We start from the raw sequence: 16344 nt of genomic DNA, 5'->3' as shown, positions 1-16344 counted from the left end.
CAGGTTGCTGAACACCCGTCGTGCCAGGTTGCTGAACACCCGTCGTGCCAGGTTGCTGAACACCCGTCGTGCCAGGTTGTTGTACACCTGTCGTACCACCATTATTCATTTGTCCGCCACCTTGTGTGGTCTGAGCTAATACAGGGAGACTAAGGAAAACACTAGCAACAGCGACTCCTGCGAAACTTACAAGGTTTTTGATTGACAGTTTATTATTGTGTGCGCTCATTGTATTTCCTTGATTTGATGTTAGAGGGTTTGAGCTTCTATGCCATTTCGTTAAATTCGAGCAAGTTTCTTTTGATTTTTAACGAGGAATGAGCTATCGCCTTGTCGAGATTTATCGGCATTATTGTTGAAACTCCCTGTCAAAGTTAACCTTATTAATTTTTCTACTCGTCCGACTAAAGAAAGATTGTCTATTGCTACGTTATCTTGTCATTTGGCTCACCTTTTCCAGCGAAGTGCCCTAGATATAACTGTTTCAGGTAATTTTTTCCCAGGAAATATAAATATATATTAGGGGGGAAGGCAGAATTAAGAAGCCTAAAACATTCCAACTACTTCTTCTTCACTCCTATACCTTGGCGAGAATGCGATCGCAACTTTAACCAATTAGCTTTGGTACAGCACCGTCAGCAGTAGCACTCCCTGGCTTAGTCGTTGCACAATAAGAGGGTGAGTTCGTTGATCTTGCTGCCTCCTATGCCGACTGTACTAACTGATGCCAAAAATTTACTCTCAGAGCTAATTGCCCGGTATCGCTCCCGTGTGGACTACTTAGCGATTCGTTTAGAAGACTCAAAAGGGACGAGTATTCTGTTGCAGGGCGACAAGGTGGAAACCCTAAGTGAAGGTCTCTCCATTGGTGGGCAAGTAAGGGCTTGCTACAAGGGAGGCTGGGGCTTTGCGAGTTTCAACCAGCTTGCGACATTATCAGAGCAAGTTGAGGAAGCGATCGCTGCTGCAAGAATTGTGGGTGATGAAGATACAGTACTCGCTCCAATCAAGCCAGTCCAAGCCGTTTGTCAACTGCCTTTAACAGGTACTGACCCGCGCCAGATTCCTCTCGCTCAGAAGAAAGAATTGTGCGATCGCTACAATACCATTCTGAAAAGCATTGACCCTCGCATCACCACAACCTCTGTACGTTATGGAGATAGCACCCAACGAGTCATCATTGCAACCTCAGAAGGAACCCTGATTGAACAATCGTGGGTGGATATGGAAATGCGCTTCTCTGCCACTGCCCGTAATGGGGATATTGTACAAACTGGCAGGGAAACCACTGGCTCTCGCAAAGCTTACGAAGACCTGACGAATCTAGATGAACAAGTCCGCAGTGCTGCCCAACGAGCTGTAAATGCCCTCTCCTTACCACCTGTGAAGGGAGGTACCTATACCGTAGTCATTGACCCAGTCCTTACGGGTTTATTCGTTCATGAAGCCTTCGGACACCTTTCAGAAGCCGATATGGCTTACGAAAACCCAGACTTACTGGAAGTCATGAGCATGGGGCGTCAATTTGGACCTAAGGAACTGCAAATCTTTGATGGCGCAGCACCCGAAGGGCATCGCGGTAGCTACTTCTACGATGACGAAGGCACACCAGCGACGAAAACTCAGCTAATTAAAGACGGTATTCTAGTTGGTCGCCTTCATTCTCGTGAAACGGCTGGGAAACTGGAAGAGACACCGACCGGAAATGCCCGTTGCCTCAACTACCATTACCCACCGATTGTCCGGATGACCAATACCTGGATTGAGCGAGGAAAAACGCCTGTTGAAGATTTATTCAAGGGCATCAAAGAAGGGGTTTATGCTCGAAACTGGCTAGGCGGGATGACCAATGGTGAAATGTTCACCTTCAGCGCTGGTGAAGCTTGGATGATTCGCGATGGCAAGCTAGCTGAGCCAGTGCGAGATGTTACCCTTTCTGGAAACGTCTTCAAAACCTTGGCAGATATCGAAGCGATCGGGGATGATTTCTACTGGGATGAATCCGGTGGCTGTGGCAAAGCTGGACAAGGGGGCTTGCCTGTTGGTTGTGGTGGTCCAAGTTTACGGATTCGCGATGTTGTTGTCGGTGGCGAAGCCTAAACAAGATTAATCCCGACTTAAAGCCAAAATATGTGATCCAGGAAATAGACAAAACTAATAGTCTTTGGTAGTCTTTGGGCTATTGATTTCTCCATGGAATTAGGTGGAATAGAGAGATATGTCTTCTTGGCAGGCTGGGCAGGTGAAACAGTTAAATCCAGATCAATTGGAGCAACTCAAGGAAATCGGAGCGCATCTACGACAGATCAGGCAACAGCAGTCTATCCCTATAGAAGAAGCTGCTGCCAGAACATTTTTGCGATTGGGTTTGGTGAAAGCTTTAGAAGAAGGGCAACCCGACCAATTGCCTGAGCCAATTTTTATTCAAGGACTAATCCGTCGCTATGGGGATGTCCTCAACGTGGACGGTGCGGCTATTGCCCAAACGTTTCCTGTCAGTGTATTACCGGTACGTTCTGAGACGGAGCGGACGGATAGTGAAGACGTTCCTACGGCTTCATCTTCTTCATTCGAGGCTCCGTCGTTCTCGATAGAGCCTTATCTCGACTACATTCTAAAGCCTAAAGTCGGTTACGCTCTTTTGGCGATCGCCGCTCTGGGTGGGCTGTTTTTTCTTCTCTCGAAGCTACCAAGCGCTAAACCGAAGGTACAAACACAAAGCTCATCTGTAGCAACCGCACAACCTAAAACTCAATCTAGTGCTCCTATTGAAGTTCAGGTAAGTCTCAACGATGACTCATGGCTATCCGTGATCGTTGATGGAAAAACTCAGTTTGACGGTGCTGTAAAAAAAGAATACCGGAAAACTTGGGCAGCACAGAAAGAGCTGAAGATTAAGGCGGCTGATGCAGGTGCGGTGTTTGTTTCTACTAAAGGTGGAGAACCTAAGCCAATAGGAGAGGTTGGTGAGGCAAAGGAAGTTATCTTTACACCAGATAAGTAGCCTGTTGCTTTATTTCATCTTGTGGCTGGGGGAAAGGGAAAGGAAATTTCTTTTTATTAAACTTTGCTTGCAGATGTGTAGCTAGGTGTCGTTAATTGGTAATATTTTTTGAGTAGAGAATTAAAGGCGCGTTGAACTTAGGACAGGGCTAAATCTACTTCTTTGAGAAGGGCTTCTCGTGTAGAGGAGTTATTCAAAACAACGTCAGCACGAGCAACTTTTTGCTCGATGGGTAGTTGGCTTTTGAGGCGAGCTTGAGCGTTTTCTAGAGATAGGCGATCGCGTTCTCTTATACGCTGTAGTTGTTGTTCTGGTGAGCAGCTAACTACCCAAATTTCAGTAACTAAATCAGTCATCCCGGCTTCGATCAACAAAGGTATAACCAAGACAACTGTAGGAGCAACTAGACGATCGAGTTCTGAGTGAAAACGCGATCGCACGTAAGGGTGTATCTGTTGCTCCAACCACTGTCGCTCAGCGGGATTACTAAAAACAATTTCTCCCAAACGCTTGCGGTTGAGTGTACCATCAAGCAATTGAATCCCTGAACCGTAGCGTCCGGTAACTTTACTCAGTACAGGTGAACCCAGTTGTACGGCTTCCCTGGCGTAAATATCTGCATCTAAAACGGGTAGCTGGTAAGCACTAGCTAAGTAGTCCGAAACAGTGGTTTTACCACAGCCAATTCCCCCGGTTAGACCAATAATTCGCTTCAAGAGTTAAGAGGAATGAGTTGTTATAGATGTTATCGCTCTTGTGTCACTCTAAGCAAGCGCAAACGGTGAAAGCCTGATAGGGCAGGAGTTCTCGAAATTGGTCTACGGGTGACACAACAACCTCATTTTGCAGATGGAAGGGTCGCTTCGCGTTAGATGCGGCTCAATAAAGCGGTAAACTTAGGGTCAATCCAGGCAAGAAGTCTTCACCGGATAACTCGCACGGAAGAGCAACCACTTCCACATCCCGTCCTTGCCGATAAATTTCTACCTGCTGCTGTTGGGGATTAATCATCCATCCCAATTGCACCCCTGCATCCAGATATTCCCGCATTTTCTGGCGTAGCGTTTCTAACTCGTCTGTTGCTGACCTGAGTTCGATGACAAAATCTGGTGCAATGGGGGGAAATTTGCGTCTTTGTTCAGGAGTGAGTGATTCCCAACGTTGCCGTTGAATCCAAGCCGCATCTGGAGAGCGGTCTGCCCCATTGGGTAACTTAAAGATGGTAGACGAACTAAACGTATAACCAAGTTGGGTTTGGCGATTCCAAATCCCCAAGTCGATAATCAATTCTGCTTCCCGATTGCCGCTTTCTCCTCCAACGGGTGACATGATAATTAATTTTCCCGAAGCCGTTCGTTCAAACTTTAACTCGCGGTTATTCTGACATAACTGATAGAACTGTTCGTCACTCAGGTGAACGGTATCTAAATTTAATGTCAGAGGACTGATAACCATACACTTAAGTTGAAGCGTGAACGGCATTTCAACCCCATACTACTGTCTTTTTGGCAAGAAAATTCTGACCAGAAAAGAGGCGATCGCACTTAGAAAGAGGACGCACAGGGCTAGATTTTTGCTGGCATTGGGATGCAACCAAAAAAGGGACAGAGGAACGTTCCTTGACATTTCTCAAATAGAATGGTGACGGTAGAGCATGAAGCAATGCCCCAGGCAGGCAACGAGCAACTTGATGGCACAACTACTAAACCACACCACAGAGCGACGGCTTGTTCTTCACGAGCGAACCTGGGAGCAGTTCAAGCTGATCCAAAAAGGGTTTGAAGGCTCTTCCGGTGTGCGGCTCTTCTATTACAACGGCACAATTGAGATTCTGATGCCCGGAGAAGACCACGAATTTTTTAAGACCATTATTGGCTTTTTGATTGAACTGTTTCTCGTTGAGAAGGGCATCGAATTTATTCCTGCTGGGTCAATGACCCAGGAACGTCAAGGAACGGCATCTGCTCAAGCCGATGAGTCTTACTGGCTTGGTCAGAAGAGGCTTGTCCCTGACCTCTCAATTGAAGTGGTGTTGACCAGCGGTAGTGCTAACAAACTAGAGCGATACAAAGCATTAGGTGTCCCCGAAGTCTGGTTCTGGGAAGATGGATTATTCGCGCTCTATCACCTGCGAGAGCAGAGCTATGAGCGAATTTACCGCAGTGAGCTTCCTGGATTAACAGACCTCGATATCGAGCTGCTGTCAAAGTGTGTTTTAATCGCTCAAACCTCCAGAGTTGAAGCAGTCAGAGAGTTTCGTCAGGCAGCCATAGGAAGAGAGTCAAATTGAGATCTCAGCAATGGGACACAATTAGCCTGGTTAATCGATCCAACTCGTCAACAAATTTGGGTATGGCGGGGAGATGACTTGCCAATAGTTTGTTCTGGAGTAGACACTTTGCCTTCTTTGGGGGATTTGCCCGAACTTACGGTTAATGCTGTGATGGCGATGACTCGCCGATGAAGGAAGGCGATCGCTTTCTCTCTCACCACTGTGCTTGTGACCTAAGTAACACCGTAGCTGAGTTTTGTTCAACGGGTTTAGAGAAGAAATAACCTTGTCCGTACTCACAGCCGAGCGATCGCAACTGTGCCAATTGCTGAGGCGTTTCAATCCCCTCAGCAATGACATCCATCTGCAAACTATGAGCCAGTGTAATAATTGTCCGAACAATCTCCAAGCTATCCCCCTCAATACCCATCCGACTGACAAAAGAGCGGTCAATCTTTAGCGTATCAATCGGTAACTGGTGCAGACGCGCTAAGGACGAATAACCCGTACCAAAGTCATCAATCGATAGCTGAATTCCTAATGCTTTTAAATGCTCTAGCATTGCTGTTCCAGAGCTAGCATTTTTTAGCAAGCTGCTCTCAGTAATTTCCAACTTTAAGCTATGTCCACTAACACCAGTCTTCCGCAGAATTTGGTCAAGCCGCTCTAATAAACCTAACTGTCCTAGCTGCACGCCAGATAAATTCACGCTCATTGTCAAAGGCTTAATAGTCGCAAACTCTTGTTGCCAAACACCTAGCTGAGCGCAAGCTTCGCGCAATACCCACCAATCGATAAGCCCAATTAACCCTGTTTCTTCTGCCAAGGGAATAAACTCAACGGGTGAAACAATGCCGCGTGTAGGATGAGTCCAACGCACTAGCGCCTCAAACCCGCTAATTTCACCTGTCTCCATAGACACAATTGGCTGATAGTGAACCTGAAACTGCTCTTGTTCAATCGCCCGCCGCAAATCAGTTTCTAGCTGGAAACGTGCCACAGCCTGTTCATGCATTGCCGGATTAAATACGGCATGACGCAGATGAGACTGCATCTTGGCATGATGCCTTGCTGTGTCAGCAGCACGGAGGAAATCCTCTGGTCGATTAGAGCAGGTGAGTGGGGTAGCAGCTAGTGATCGGTTAGAGAGTTCTTTCGACGATTTCAAGGTGCTACTGACTAGCTTGTCCTTCTCACAGAAAGCAATACCAATGCTCGTGGTAGAAAATATCTCACGTCCGTTGAGAGTAAACGGTAACACAAGCTGTTGGTGAACGTAATCAGCCATGTTAGTCGCTTCATTGCTGTCTTGGATATCTGTCAGGAGGATGGCAAACTCATCAGCTCCCAGTCGTGCTACTGTATCCGTGGGTTTTATGCACTTCTCCAATCGTTGAGCTGTAGTGATGATCAGTTGGTCAGCCGCTAAGTGTCCCACGCTATACTTAACCAGTTCAAAACGCTCTAGCTCAAGGAACAGAACCGCAAATAAACCGGCTTTACCACATCTTGCCTGTTCAAGCTGTTGTTCTAATCGCTCCAAGAATAAGGCTTGGTTGGGCAAGCCTGTTAAGGGTTCATAAAACGCATAGCGCCGCAACTGTTCTTCTGCTTGTTTACGCTGAGTAATATCATTTGCTAAAACCACCTCAGCTTGTCTTCCTGAAAAAACTAAAGGATGAGAGGTGATTTCAACATCAATAATGGTTCCATCTTGCTTGCAATGTCTCCACACGCCATCAACATGAAGACCATGACTGATTTGAGTGAGATGTTTCAGTAGGGCAGGAATATCTTCGGGGGGACGAATATCCCGAATCGTCATTGAGAGAAATTCTTCACGAGAATAACCGTAGTGGTGAATCGCCGCATCATTGACAGCAAGGAAGGCAAGTGTGTCAGTGTCATAAACCCACATCGGGTGGGGATTACTCTCAAAAAGAGTGCGATAACGCTGTTCAGAATCCTGCAATGCCACCTCAGTAGCATGGCGATCGGTGATATCCTGTGCCATTGAGAGCATCCCAACGACTGTACCATCTGCTGCCTTAAGCGGTGTACTGTACCACTCGCAAATGATGGTGCGACCATCTTTGGTGAGATTCTCATTAATACTATGTGCTGTTGCTTGCCCTGCTTCTAACTGCTGGAAGGTTTTCTTGACAAGGGAGCGAACGGTTGGGGGTGTAATTAGGTCACAAGGGTTGGCACCGAGTACCTCTTCCTTGGTAAAGCCAAATATTCTTTCAGCCGCAGGGTTCCAATCTGTTAACTGTAGTTCCTGGTTATTGACAATACAGGCAAGGGGCATGTGGTCAATTTGTAGCTGAAGACGCTCTTGTAGTTGTAAAGCGTGTTCATAGAGTTGGGCGTTCAGAATTGCCATAGTACAGCGTTCGGCAGTAATTTCTAGTAGATGAAGTTTACGATCGCTTACTGAATGGATAGATAACCACTTGACATGGAGAACTCCGATTAAATTCCCATTACGCTCCAGTGGCACACCCAACATTGTGCGGATTTTACTCTGCTTGATGAAAGGATTAATTACACGCGAGTCTATTTGAGCGTCTTCAATGTAAAATGGCTGCCTTGTGGCTGCAATTGTACCTGCAAAGCCTTGTCCAATTGGTATTGGATAACGGATATAATCGTCGTTCTCAATTCCAATGCTGGCGCAGATTTGTAGGGAATCATCTTTTTTTAAACGAATGGTGGCAGCATCAGCTTGCATGACTTCCACAATACGCTCAAGCATGACATCCAGCAGTTCTTGAAGATTTAAGGTACTGATGCCATTGGCTGTTACGGTGTTAAGGGCAGCAAGGTCTTCTTTATCTCGTTTGAGTTCTTCAAGGAGCAGTTTTCGTTCTGTGATATCTCGTGCTATGCCAATTAGACCAATGACATTGTGTTTTGAGTCACGATAGACACCTTTTGTTGAATGATAGGTGCGTGTGCTGCCGTTAATCGTGACACTTTCCTCAAAGCTTCGAGTCTCACCTGTCGCCAGGATACTACGGTCTATCTCCATAATTTCCCGTGCTGTATCGGGCGAGAAGAGGGCTGTATCATCCCGACCAAGAATTTGCGATCGCAATTTGTCTATGTGTTGAGCGGTAGCACTGTTGAGCATGACATAGCGCCCTGCACAGTCCTTGACAAAAATTGCATCATCTGTACCTTCAACAATGCCTTGTAAGAGGTTGTTGCTCTCTTGTAGCGATCGCATTCTCCATCGAACTAGTCCATAGAGTAATCCACTCGTTAGCAAGACAAAAACCCACCCCTTAACAGTTTGTAGCTTGGTTAGCAATGTTAAATCATGGATTAATAGCGCGAGCAGGCGATCGGAACATATAATCCAAAAGCCGCTAAAAAATGTGTAGATTAATACAATGTTGCCAGCCAGATCTCTGGTGTTAGGTCGTTCGTACTTCATGACCCTTTTACGGCATTAGTTGTTACAAGCGTTATTCCACTTACCCAATAAGCATCGGGTTAGAACATCGGGTCACTTTCAACCTTCGCTAAGGTGTGACTAGTTGATGAGCGTTACAACAACTCTCAGGTGTTGAGGAAACAGGTGTAAAGAGCTAGCAATTCCTCTGGCTTTGACCGTTTTTTACGCTCTAGTTGCATTTACCACAAACGAGGTTGTTCCATCAGCGTTGACGCACCTACTAAACTATTGTCTCTAGATAGCACAACTCTTGTCTGTTGCCCACTGCACAATTGCTTGAGTCAATCCTTCTAATGTGTATTCTTTAGCTTCAACATCTACTCTCCCTAGCAACTGGTAGCAGGTTGCGGACGTTTGAGTACCAATCGAGGCAATGCAAACATTTTGCAGTTGCTGGTAGGGGTAATCGCTCTTTGGTTTTCCTTCTTTAGATGTTAGGGCTTGCCCAGAGTTATTAGCTAGAGAGGCATCTAGAAGCTGACAAAAGTGCTTGACCGTTTTGGAACTGGCAAATGTTATCACATCCACGGCTTGCTTTTGCAAAGCGTCTAAGGCGGCAGGAGCAATTTGTGCAGGACATCCAGACTGATAGGTGGCAACTTCCGTTACCACTGCACCCTTGGCAGTAAATTCTTTAACTAAAACTTCTCTTCCACCGCTTTCCACTCTAGGAAATAAGATTTTTTTACCTTCTAGTGGTTCTGGGAAGTGTTCAACGAGGGAATCCGCGACAAAATCTGGGGGAATTAAGTTAGGATGTAGTCCTCGTTGTTTAAGACTGGCAGCGGTTTTCTTCCCCACTACAGCGATTTTGACACCAGATAAGGCACGAGCATCTTTATCTTGGGTGAGTAGCCGTTCAAAAAAGTAATCCACGCCATTACCGGAAGTCAAAATTAACCAATCGAACTCAGATAAGTGTGCGATCGCATTATCCAAAGCGTCCCAACTCGAAGGTGGAGTAATAACCAAAGTCGGCATCTCAACCACCTGTGCGCCTTGCTGTTTGAGGAGTTCACTAAATTCACTGGACTGTCCAGCAGCGCGAGTCACTAAGATCGTTTTACCACTGAGAGGAGCCATATCCTGTAGCGTTTCTGCGTCATCAGTCGGGGATTGGAGATAGTCTCGTAATCCTACTACCTCGCCCACCACAATTACCACGGGAGAGAGAGAAACACCAGCCGTTTGCTTAACGATATTGGCTAAAGTGCCAGTCCAAATTTGTTGCTGAGGACAGCCTGCCCAACGGATAATTGCAATTGGAGAAGAATGCGATCGTCCATGTCGTTGTAACTGCTGAACGATTTCATCCAAATAACGCCCACCCATTAAAATCGCCAGAGTATCAAGTCGCGCCAACGCCTCCCAGTCCAACTCTCCTGGTTCATGGGCACTTACAACGGCAAAGCATCGACTCAACACGGAATCAGTGAGAGGAATCCCTGCAAATAACGGTGCCGCCAAAGCCGAAGAAACACCGGGCACCACTTCAAATGGACAACCCGCTTGGATTAAGGCTTGAATTTCTGAGCTACTGCGACCAAAAATAAAAGGGTCACCACTCTTGAGTCGCACTACCCGCTTCCCCAAGCGACAGTGTTCTACCAGTAACTGATTAATCTCTGTCTGTGATGTACTAGGTTGTCCACCCCGTTTTCCTACATCAAGTTTCAGGCAATCAGGCGGTACCAACTCTAATAACTGGGCATCTACCAAGGCATCGTAGATTAACACATCTGCTTGACTGAGCAGACGCTGCGCCTTCACCGTTAGATAATCTGTATGTCCTGGTCCTGCACCCACAAGGTAAACTTTGCCCATCTGCCCTAATAGTTCATAAGTTAGGCACTCACTCTCAATCAAACACAGGTGGCCACAATTCTGATATGGCTAGCTCCCATCCCGGCAGTAGTTCTTGCACCGTGAGGGTATCTCCATCTTTGAGGGTAACGGTATTTTGGTCAAGGCGATAAACAGCCACTTCGCGCTTGTCTGGGTCAATCAGGATACCAATAACCGAGCCGAGTTTCAGAAATAGCTCAATCTTCTCAACGAGTGGTTTAATTCGGTCAGTCTTGGACTTCACCTCAACTGTTAAATCTGGCAATAGCTCCACAAAATCGCGTTTGGTCTTCTTGAGTCGGTCAGCTCGCACAAATGATACATCGGGAGCGCGGAGGTTTCTCGGTTCCTTGTCGCCGTTGTCGCCATTCTCATCTGAAGTGTTGGGCAAGATAAAGCCAGCGCTGGAACCAGTCACCCGGCCTAACCGACGTGGCATCACCCAGTTATTGAGGAAGGTACTAAATCGAGTGCCAATTTCCTCTGACTCGTAATCGGACGGACCCATAACAACGATGCTCCCATCTACTAATTCCATCTGCCAGTCAGGATGCTGGGCTTGTAGTTGCTCTAGGTCTGCAATAGTCAAGGACATAGGACGACTCAAGAGGGGTTCTGCACCCATGATAAATTGACGGGACTAATCAAAAGTCAAAGTAGCAATTACCTTGACCTTGAGACAAGAATTTTTCATTCTCTATTGCTCTATCAAAAAGACTAAATGCACAGTCGCTTACGAATTACCGTGCCGCTCGGACAATCATTAGTCCCCCAGCCATCAAACCAAATAAATTTGGCAACCAAGCACCCATAAAGGGAGAGAGAATACCTGATAACCCTAATGCTTCGGTAATAAACCGCGATAAGTAGTAGCCAAAAATAATGACAACACTAAGACCAAAGCTGGTTGCTTTGTCAGACCGTTGGGGGCGAGTTCCCAATGCCGCACCCACCACACCAAAAACCAAACAAACAAAGGGAAAAGCAATTTTTTGTTGAACGCGCAATCTGAGTTTATTGAGTTTCTTGATTTCATCCCCAACCTTGACTGTTTCTATCTGTTGCAGAAGTTGAGAGATATTCATTTCATCAGATTTACGCTCGTCACCCACTAAGTCAATCGGTGCTCTTGGAAGTCTTAGCTGTTGATTTTCAAATTGTAGGACGTTGCGATAGGAACCATCGGCAGAGATGAGGTAAATAGTGCCGTTGAAGAAATCCCAGGTGCTTTGAACCGGGTTCCAAACGGCTGATTCCGAGGTAACTACCTGATTAAGGTCTTGCTGAGACCAGTCGAGAATCGTTAAACCTCTCATGCGCTCCCCATCAAATTGATCGGCATAGAACAAGCGCTTGAGTCCCCGAACTTTTTCGCCATCTGGCTGAGTTATTTCTCCATATTCAGGATAGAAAATGTTGTTTTCTTTGAAGTCTGGTCTTTCCTCAACAAGGGCTTTCTCCAAAGTAATCCCTGCCTGATAATTAGCAGCGGGAACTACTAATTCGTTAAACACGAATGTCATCCCCGTAACAATCAAACTAAAAACCACAGCAGGTGCAATCAGTCGATAGATACTAACCCCACAACTGCGTAAGGCAATTACCTCACTGTCAGCACTAAGGCGAGAGTAAGTCATCATTGCCGCTAGCAGCATGGACATGGGCAAGGCAAAGGAGACAAACTCCGGCATCTTGAGTAGCATCACTTGCACCGCAATCTCCAACGGCAATCCAGCATCCGTCACTTTACGCACCAAGTCGAAGGCTGTACCAACCGCAACGCCGACGGAGGAGAAGGCACCAACACCGAAGAGAAAGGGCAACATGAGTTCGGTTGCAAGATACCGATCCATGAGCGATAAGCCGGGAATCAAGGAGATGGGGGACGGAGATTTACCGAATGTCATTACAGTCAAGGAAGTTTCGATTCTAGATGGCGATCATAAAACAGTAGGCGATCGCATTATCGGATAAGCCTAGGCTAACAAGCGAATAAAGATCTCTGCTCCACGCTTAAATTCCATAAAGTCGAGGATAGGGTTGTACCAGTGACTTTGCCTGATAAACGTAAACTTGCTCGATAATCCCTCCGCCTCGTCGAATTGGCACGGTTCCGAGTTCCTCTAGACTCTTGAAGTAACCTCGATAGTCAGTCAATATGTCTTCTTTCTTCTGAAAGCGGGAGATGGTAACGAATAAAGCATCTTCTCCTACCCATTGATCAGCCCGTGACCAGAACGCGAAGCCACGTAAATCCGTACTAAAGCAAGTAATTGGCGTGTCTGCTAACGGCGTTAAAGCCATGCTAATGAATCCGGCGAGGTAATAGCCGTTGGTGAATACAAAGCTAGAGTTCTGTAAAGCCTGACTCAAAAGAGGGGATTGGGCAAAGCCCTGTCGCAATTGCACAATATCAATTAGTTCTGTAGACGGGTCATCCTTGGGATTCCAAAACCCGCCCAAAATAGCATATTGACTCCCAGTTTGCAGGGTTCCTGTTGTGACGTGCAATAAGGCAAGCAGTAAGCAAGTGCCGATGAACCATCCCGAACCTTGCAACCATCGTCGCACCCAGCGTCGAGATTGTTGTTGCCAAAGGACGGCTTGTTGCCCCAAGAGTAAGGTGAGTCCCCAAAATCCTGGCACCGGCCAAGTTGGCAAGATTTGCTGATATCCTCCCATAAGTGTGAACCCAATTGTTAGAGGTAGAGACACCCAGAGAATCAATAATTGCTTTTGTTGGAAATCTCCCTCGTGGGTTGAGGATTGTTTGGAGAGGGGATTAATACGGTTTCTATTCGTTTGAGACGCTAGATTTCGATCCCCCCTAGCCCCCCTTAAAAAGGGGGGAAAATGAGAAAAGGCTGTTGTTAGGTGAGGAGAAATTGAGGTGATTTGAGTCCTCAGAGACTGTAAACTCACCCACCAAAGCGGTACGCCTAGAGTGGGGAAGAGGTAAGCCACTTCAGCTAACAAGACATCGACTACATCTAGTAGATCGTAGTCCTCTCTTGGTACGCCCCGATCTAGTTGAAAGCGAAAGGACACCCAATCATGCTGGATATTCCAGAACCAAATGGGAAAGATGGTGATGATAAATAAGCCTAAAGCTACCCCTGCCCAAGGGGATAGTAGGGCATGGCGATGGCGGGGACTCGTTAAACAAAAACCCACTAGCCCTAAACCTAAAACAAAGCCGTGATATTTTCCTAAGCAAGCTAAACCGACTAAGACACCAAAATAGCTTAAGCGATAGCTAGGGCGGTACTCCTGAGTTGGAGGGGGCGGGAAAAACTCATAAGCTGCACAGTACAACGTTGCTGTCCAGAAAAATATCAGTGGGTTGTCAGGTAGGGTAAGGACACCAAAACCAACTTGAAAAATTGGGATGATGGTCGCGATCGCTAAAGTCAATCGACCTGCCTCTACTGAAAACAGTCTGACACTGGTTAAATACAGCAGCAATAAACTACCCGTATGCAAAATCAGCGTTCCCAGTCGAATCGTGAACTGGGATACATCGCCTGTTAGCCAAGTGCCAAAGCCTGTTGTCAGCGCGACTAAAACTGGATGATCGAAATAACTCCAATCCAGATGCTGGCTGTAGACATAGTAGTAGGCTTCATCAAAGCCAGGAGGCAGCCAGAGGGCAATAAACCCTCGAAACAACAATCCTCCAATTAGCCAAAACAGTACAGGCTGATTCGCTTTATTCGTCAACCATTTCTGTACAGTCTGCATTAACGCACCCCTGACGTTGGTACACGAACTAATTGATAAATACCCTGTGCCGTAATCTCTTGATACTGATTCGGTGACAATCCCGTTTCTTCTAAAGAGTCAGGAGTTGCAATTATCAGTACCGACTCAGAACTCGATTCGTTAGCAGCGTTTTGGATATGGGAAATCGCTTTTGAGGGTTCATGTAAAAAGGTTATAGGTTGTTGCGTATAGAAAACTAAGCTGGGCTTTTCAAATCCCTCAGTAATCATCACCACTTCTTCGCCACGATTTTCAACCTGAACGACAGACTGAGAAATTTGGCGTAGAGGCAGTTGGCGTTCAGTATCAATAATCGCTGAAGCCGGCATGATGACGAACATCAGGAACGCAACAAATCCGAGAAACTTGACACTCCACAACCAATGTGCTTGGCGGCGTAGGAGGAGAATTACACCTGCGATCGCACTTATACCCCAAATGATTGCCCCAACACGAGACAAACCAGCCTCACTAACCCGCAATCCCAAATTAGGCATCGAAGGGTCATCTCCTAACCATTGGGGACAGTAGAATGTCACAACTGCTAGGGCGAGAAAAAGCAGAATGCTTAGAAGGCTAGTTATCGTTAAGCCACTTTGGGATTTAGGCGAAATTTTTGCGCTGACAATCTGCTTACTCCACCACAGCGCCACTAAAATTGCTGCCGCAGGCATCAGCGGTAGGGTGTAACTAAAGTATTTCGTTGCCGCAACTGTGAAAAAGCTTAGGACAATCAGGAACCAAAACAGCGCAAACAGTCCAAGCTGAGCGTTACGGGGTGCTTGTTGCCACTTCCTTCGTTGGAAAACTTTGATTTGTGCGATCGCAGCAGGTAAAGCGATCGACCACGGCGCAAAGCCAACCAACATTACTAAAACATGAAAGTAAGGTGGCCCTTGATGCTCATTAACCACACTCGTAAAGCGTTCAAAATTGTGGTAGCCAAAAAACGAGTCAATGTAATCCTCGCCATTTTGCAAAGTCACTAGAATGAACCAGGGTAAGCTTAAAGCCAGAACAATCAAAGCACCTCGCACGAGACGCATTTCTTGCAAAACTTCCCTTACCCTACCCAGATAAATTAGAAAAGAACCAATAATCAATCCAGGCAGAACAATTCCTACTGGCCCCTTCGTCAACACGGCTAAAGCAATCAAGACGTAAAAGGCCAGATACCAACGGGTTTGCACCGTGCGTTGTTCAGGTTGAGCGTAGCCTAGAAAAAAGGTCAGTAATGCCCCCCCAAAACAGACACTCAGTAACATATCCGAGTAGCCTGTACGCCCAAAGAACAACGTTAGGGGATGTAAGGCAACCATGGCTGCACCAAGACTTGCCACTAACCACAACTGCCATTGGAGCAAAGGAGAATTGCTGATTGGCGTACCCTCAACGGTAGCGTCACCATTAGGAACATCTTGGCGATCGCGATCACTCTGCCCAATTCCCGATTCCCAATTCCCAATTCCCCAGTTCCAACTCCAACCACCAAAATACCGTAAGGTGTAGAAGCATAGACTGGTGAGTGCCAACCCAGCTAATGCCGAAGGTAGCCGGACAGCAAACTCATTAATACCGAAGATTTGAAATGCGATCGCCTGACACCAGTAAATTAAGGGAGGCTTGTCAAACCGAGGCGCTTCATTAAAGGAGGGAGTAATCCAGTCTCCCGTCACTACCATCTGTCGAGACGCTTCTGCAAACAGTGGTTCTGTTTCATCAATCAAGCCAGTGCTGCCTAAGTTCCAGAAGAAGGCAAGCGAACTAATTAAAAGCAGCCAAATGAGTGCTAGCACCCAGGCATTGCTTGTCTGCCACTTCCAGGAACCTATACCCTGCGTAACTAGATTATTCCGACCAAATTTCATTGAGCCTTTGACGTGCAGTAGGTGAGTTTTGTGCCTCACTATCATGCACAAGAACAAGGAAAAGGCAAAGGCTTATGGCTCAGAAGCTCCACTCAATGCCTAATCCGCTTCTATCCATGTACACTAGTGT

At 46.5% G+C, this 16344-nt stretch carries 14 protein-coding genes; 4 read left to right on the top strand and 10 right to left on the bottom strand.

Annotation, left to right across the window (positions count from 1 at the left end; all coding sequences use genetic code 11):
- Nucleotides 1–229, bottom strand: a 229-nt coding sequence (locus AC5JL3_RS04080) for a hypothetical protein (RefSeq protein ID WP_496073258.1), incomplete at its 3' end; no start/stop codon positions are given.
- A gap of 476 nt (nt 230–705) precedes the next feature.
- On the opposite strand from AC5JL3_RS04080, the gene AC5JL3_RS04075 reads away from it, so the two are divergent.
- Nucleotides 706–2100, top strand: a complete 1395-nt coding sequence (locus AC5JL3_RS04075; protein ID WP_496073257.1) for a TldD/PmbA family protein — start codon at nt 706–708, stop codon at nt 2098–2100.
- Nucleotides 2101–2218: 118 nt separating this feature from the next.
- On the top strand, nt 2219–3004 hold the full coding sequence (locus AC5JL3_RS04070; protein WP_496073256.1) for a helix-turn-helix domain-containing protein: 786 nt from the start codon (nt 2219–2221) through the stop codon (nt 3002–3004).
- A gap of 137 nt (nt 3005–3141) precedes the next feature.
- Here the strand turns inward: AC5JL3_RS04070 and coaE are convergent, their stop codons facing one another.
- The gene (gene coaE, locus AC5JL3_RS04065; protein WP_496073255.1) at nt 3142–3720 is read right to left on the bottom strand and encodes a dephospho-CoA kinase; all 579 of its coding nucleotides are present in this window, start codon (nt 3718–3720) and stop codon (nt 3142–3144) included.
- A gap of 163 nt (nt 3721–3883) precedes the next feature.
- Nucleotides 3884–4459, bottom strand: coding sequence for a Uma2 family endonuclease (locus tag AC5JL3_RS04060; protein ID WP_496073254.1), 576 nt, complete (start codon nt 4457–4459; stop codon nt 3884–3886).
- 235 nt (nt 4460–4694) lie between these two features.
- Between AC5JL3_RS04060 and AC5JL3_RS04055 the strand changes: the two genes are divergently transcribed.
- Nucleotides 4695–5294, top strand: coding sequence for a Uma2 family endonuclease (locus AC5JL3_RS04055; RefSeq protein WP_496073253.1), 600 nt, complete (start codon nt 4695–4697; stop codon nt 5292–5294).
- A gap of 47 nt (nt 5295–5341) precedes the next feature.
- Here AC5JL3_RS04055 and AC5JL3_RS04050 read toward each other — a convergent pair whose 3' ends face one another.
- From AC5JL3_RS04050 to AC5JL3_RS04030, 5 genes are all read right to left on the bottom strand, one after another.
- On the bottom strand, nt 5342–5497 hold the full coding sequence (locus tag AC5JL3_RS04050) for a hypothetical protein (protein ID WP_496073252.1): 156 nt from the start codon (nt 5495–5497) through the stop codon (nt 5342–5344).
- On the bottom strand, nt 5491–8718 hold the full coding sequence (locus AC5JL3_RS04045) for an EAL domain-containing protein (RefSeq protein WP_496073251.1): 3228 nt from the start codon (nt 8716–8718) through the stop codon (nt 5491–5493). The genes AC5JL3_RS04050 and AC5JL3_RS04045 overlap by 7 nt, the downstream gene beginning before the upstream one ends.
- A 255-nt stretch (nt 8719–8973) precedes the next feature.
- The gene (gene cobA / locus AC5JL3_RS04040; RefSeq protein WP_496073250.1) at nt 8974–10563 is read right to left on the bottom strand and encodes a uroporphyrinogen-III C-methyltransferase; all 1590 of its coding nucleotides are present in this window, start codon (nt 10561–10563) and stop codon (nt 8974–8976) included.
- A gap of 34 nt (nt 10564–10597) precedes the next feature.
- Nucleotides 10598–11179 carry a Uma2 family endonuclease gene (locus AC5JL3_RS04035; protein ID WP_496073287.1) on the bottom strand — a complete coding sequence of 194 codons (582 nt, stop codon included), beginning with the start codon at nt 11177–11179 and terminating at the stop codon, nt 10598–10600.
- A gap of 145 nt (nt 11180–11324) precedes the next feature.
- On the bottom strand, nt 11325–12437 hold the full coding sequence (locus AC5JL3_RS04030) for an LptF/LptG family permease (protein WP_496073249.1): 1113 nt from the start codon (nt 12435–12437) through the stop codon (nt 11325–11327).
- Between AC5JL3_RS04030 and AC5JL3_RS04025 the strand changes: the two genes are divergently transcribed.
- Complete coding sequence (locus AC5JL3_RS04025; RefSeq protein WP_496073248.1) at nt 12436–12558, top strand: hypothetical protein; 123 nt, start codon at nt 12436–12438, stop codon at nt 12556–12558. The genes AC5JL3_RS04030 and AC5JL3_RS04025 overlap by 2 nt on opposite strands.
- Nucleotides 12559–12597: 39 nt before the next feature.
- On the opposite strand, the gene AC5JL3_RS04020 is transcribed toward AC5JL3_RS04025, so the two are convergent.
- Nucleotides 12598–14325, bottom strand: coding sequence for an ArnT family glycosyltransferase (locus tag AC5JL3_RS04020; RefSeq protein WP_496073247.1), 1728 nt, complete (start codon nt 14323–14325; stop codon nt 12598–12600).
- Complete coding sequence (locus AC5JL3_RS04015; protein WP_496073246.1) at nt 14325–16214, bottom strand: ArnT family glycosyltransferase; 1890 nt, start codon at nt 16212–16214, stop codon at nt 14325–14327. Before AC5JL3_RS04015 ends, AC5JL3_RS04020 begins: the two co-directional genes overlap by 1 nt.
- Between the last annotated feature and the right edge of the window lie 130 nt (nt 16215–16344).

It is taken from the genome of Symplocastrum torsivum (assembly GCF_059505465.1).
Note: the sequence above shows the minus strand (reverse complement) of the source record. Positions and strands in the feature narration are given on the sequence as shown.

Excerpts from the sequence above, each read along its gene's own strand:
- AC5JL3_RS04075 (WP_496073257.1), top strand. The coding sequence starts at position 706 with ATGCCGACTGTACTAACTGATGCCAAAAATTTACTCTCAGAGCTAATT.
- AC5JL3_RS04070 (WP_496073256.1), top strand. The coding sequence starts at position 2,219 with ATGTCTTCTTGGCAGGCTGGGCAGGTGAAACAGTTAAATCCAGATCAA.
- AC5JL3_RS04060 (WP_496073254.1), bottom strand. The coding sequence starts at position 4,459 with ATGGTTATCAGTCCTCTGACATTAAATTTAGATACCGTTCACCTGAGT.
- AC5JL3_RS04055 (WP_496073253.1), top strand. The coding sequence starts at position 4,695 with ATGGCACAACTACTAAACCACACCACAGAGCGACGGCTTGTTCTTCAC.
- AC5JL3_RS04045 (WP_496073251.1), bottom strand. The coding sequence starts at position 8,718 with ATGAAGTACGAACGACCTAACACCAGAGATCTGGCTGGCAACATTGTA.
- cobA (WP_496073250.1), bottom strand. The coding sequence starts at position 10,563 with ATGGGCAAAGTTTACCTTGTGGGTGCAGGACCAGGACATACAGATTAT.
- AC5JL3_RS04035 (WP_496073287.1), bottom strand. The coding sequence starts at position 11,179 with ATGTCCTTGACTATTGCAGACCTAGAGCAACTACAAGCCCAGCATCCT.
- AC5JL3_RS04025 (WP_496073248.1), top strand. The coding sequence starts at position 12,436 with ATGAGCGATAAGCCGGGAATCAAGGAGATGGGGGACGGAGATTTACCG.
- AC5JL3_RS04030 (WP_496073249.1), bottom strand. The coding sequence starts at position 12,437 with ATGGATCGGTATCTTGCAACCGAACTCATGTTGCCCTTTCTCTTCGGT.
- AC5JL3_RS04020 (WP_496073247.1), bottom strand. The coding sequence starts at position 14,325 with ATGCAGACTGTACAGAAATGGTTGACGAATAAAGCGAATCAGCCTGTA.
- AC5JL3_RS04015 (WP_496073246.1), bottom strand. The coding sequence starts at position 16,214 with ATGAAATTTGGTCGGAATAATCTAGTTACGCAGGGTATAGGTTCCTGG.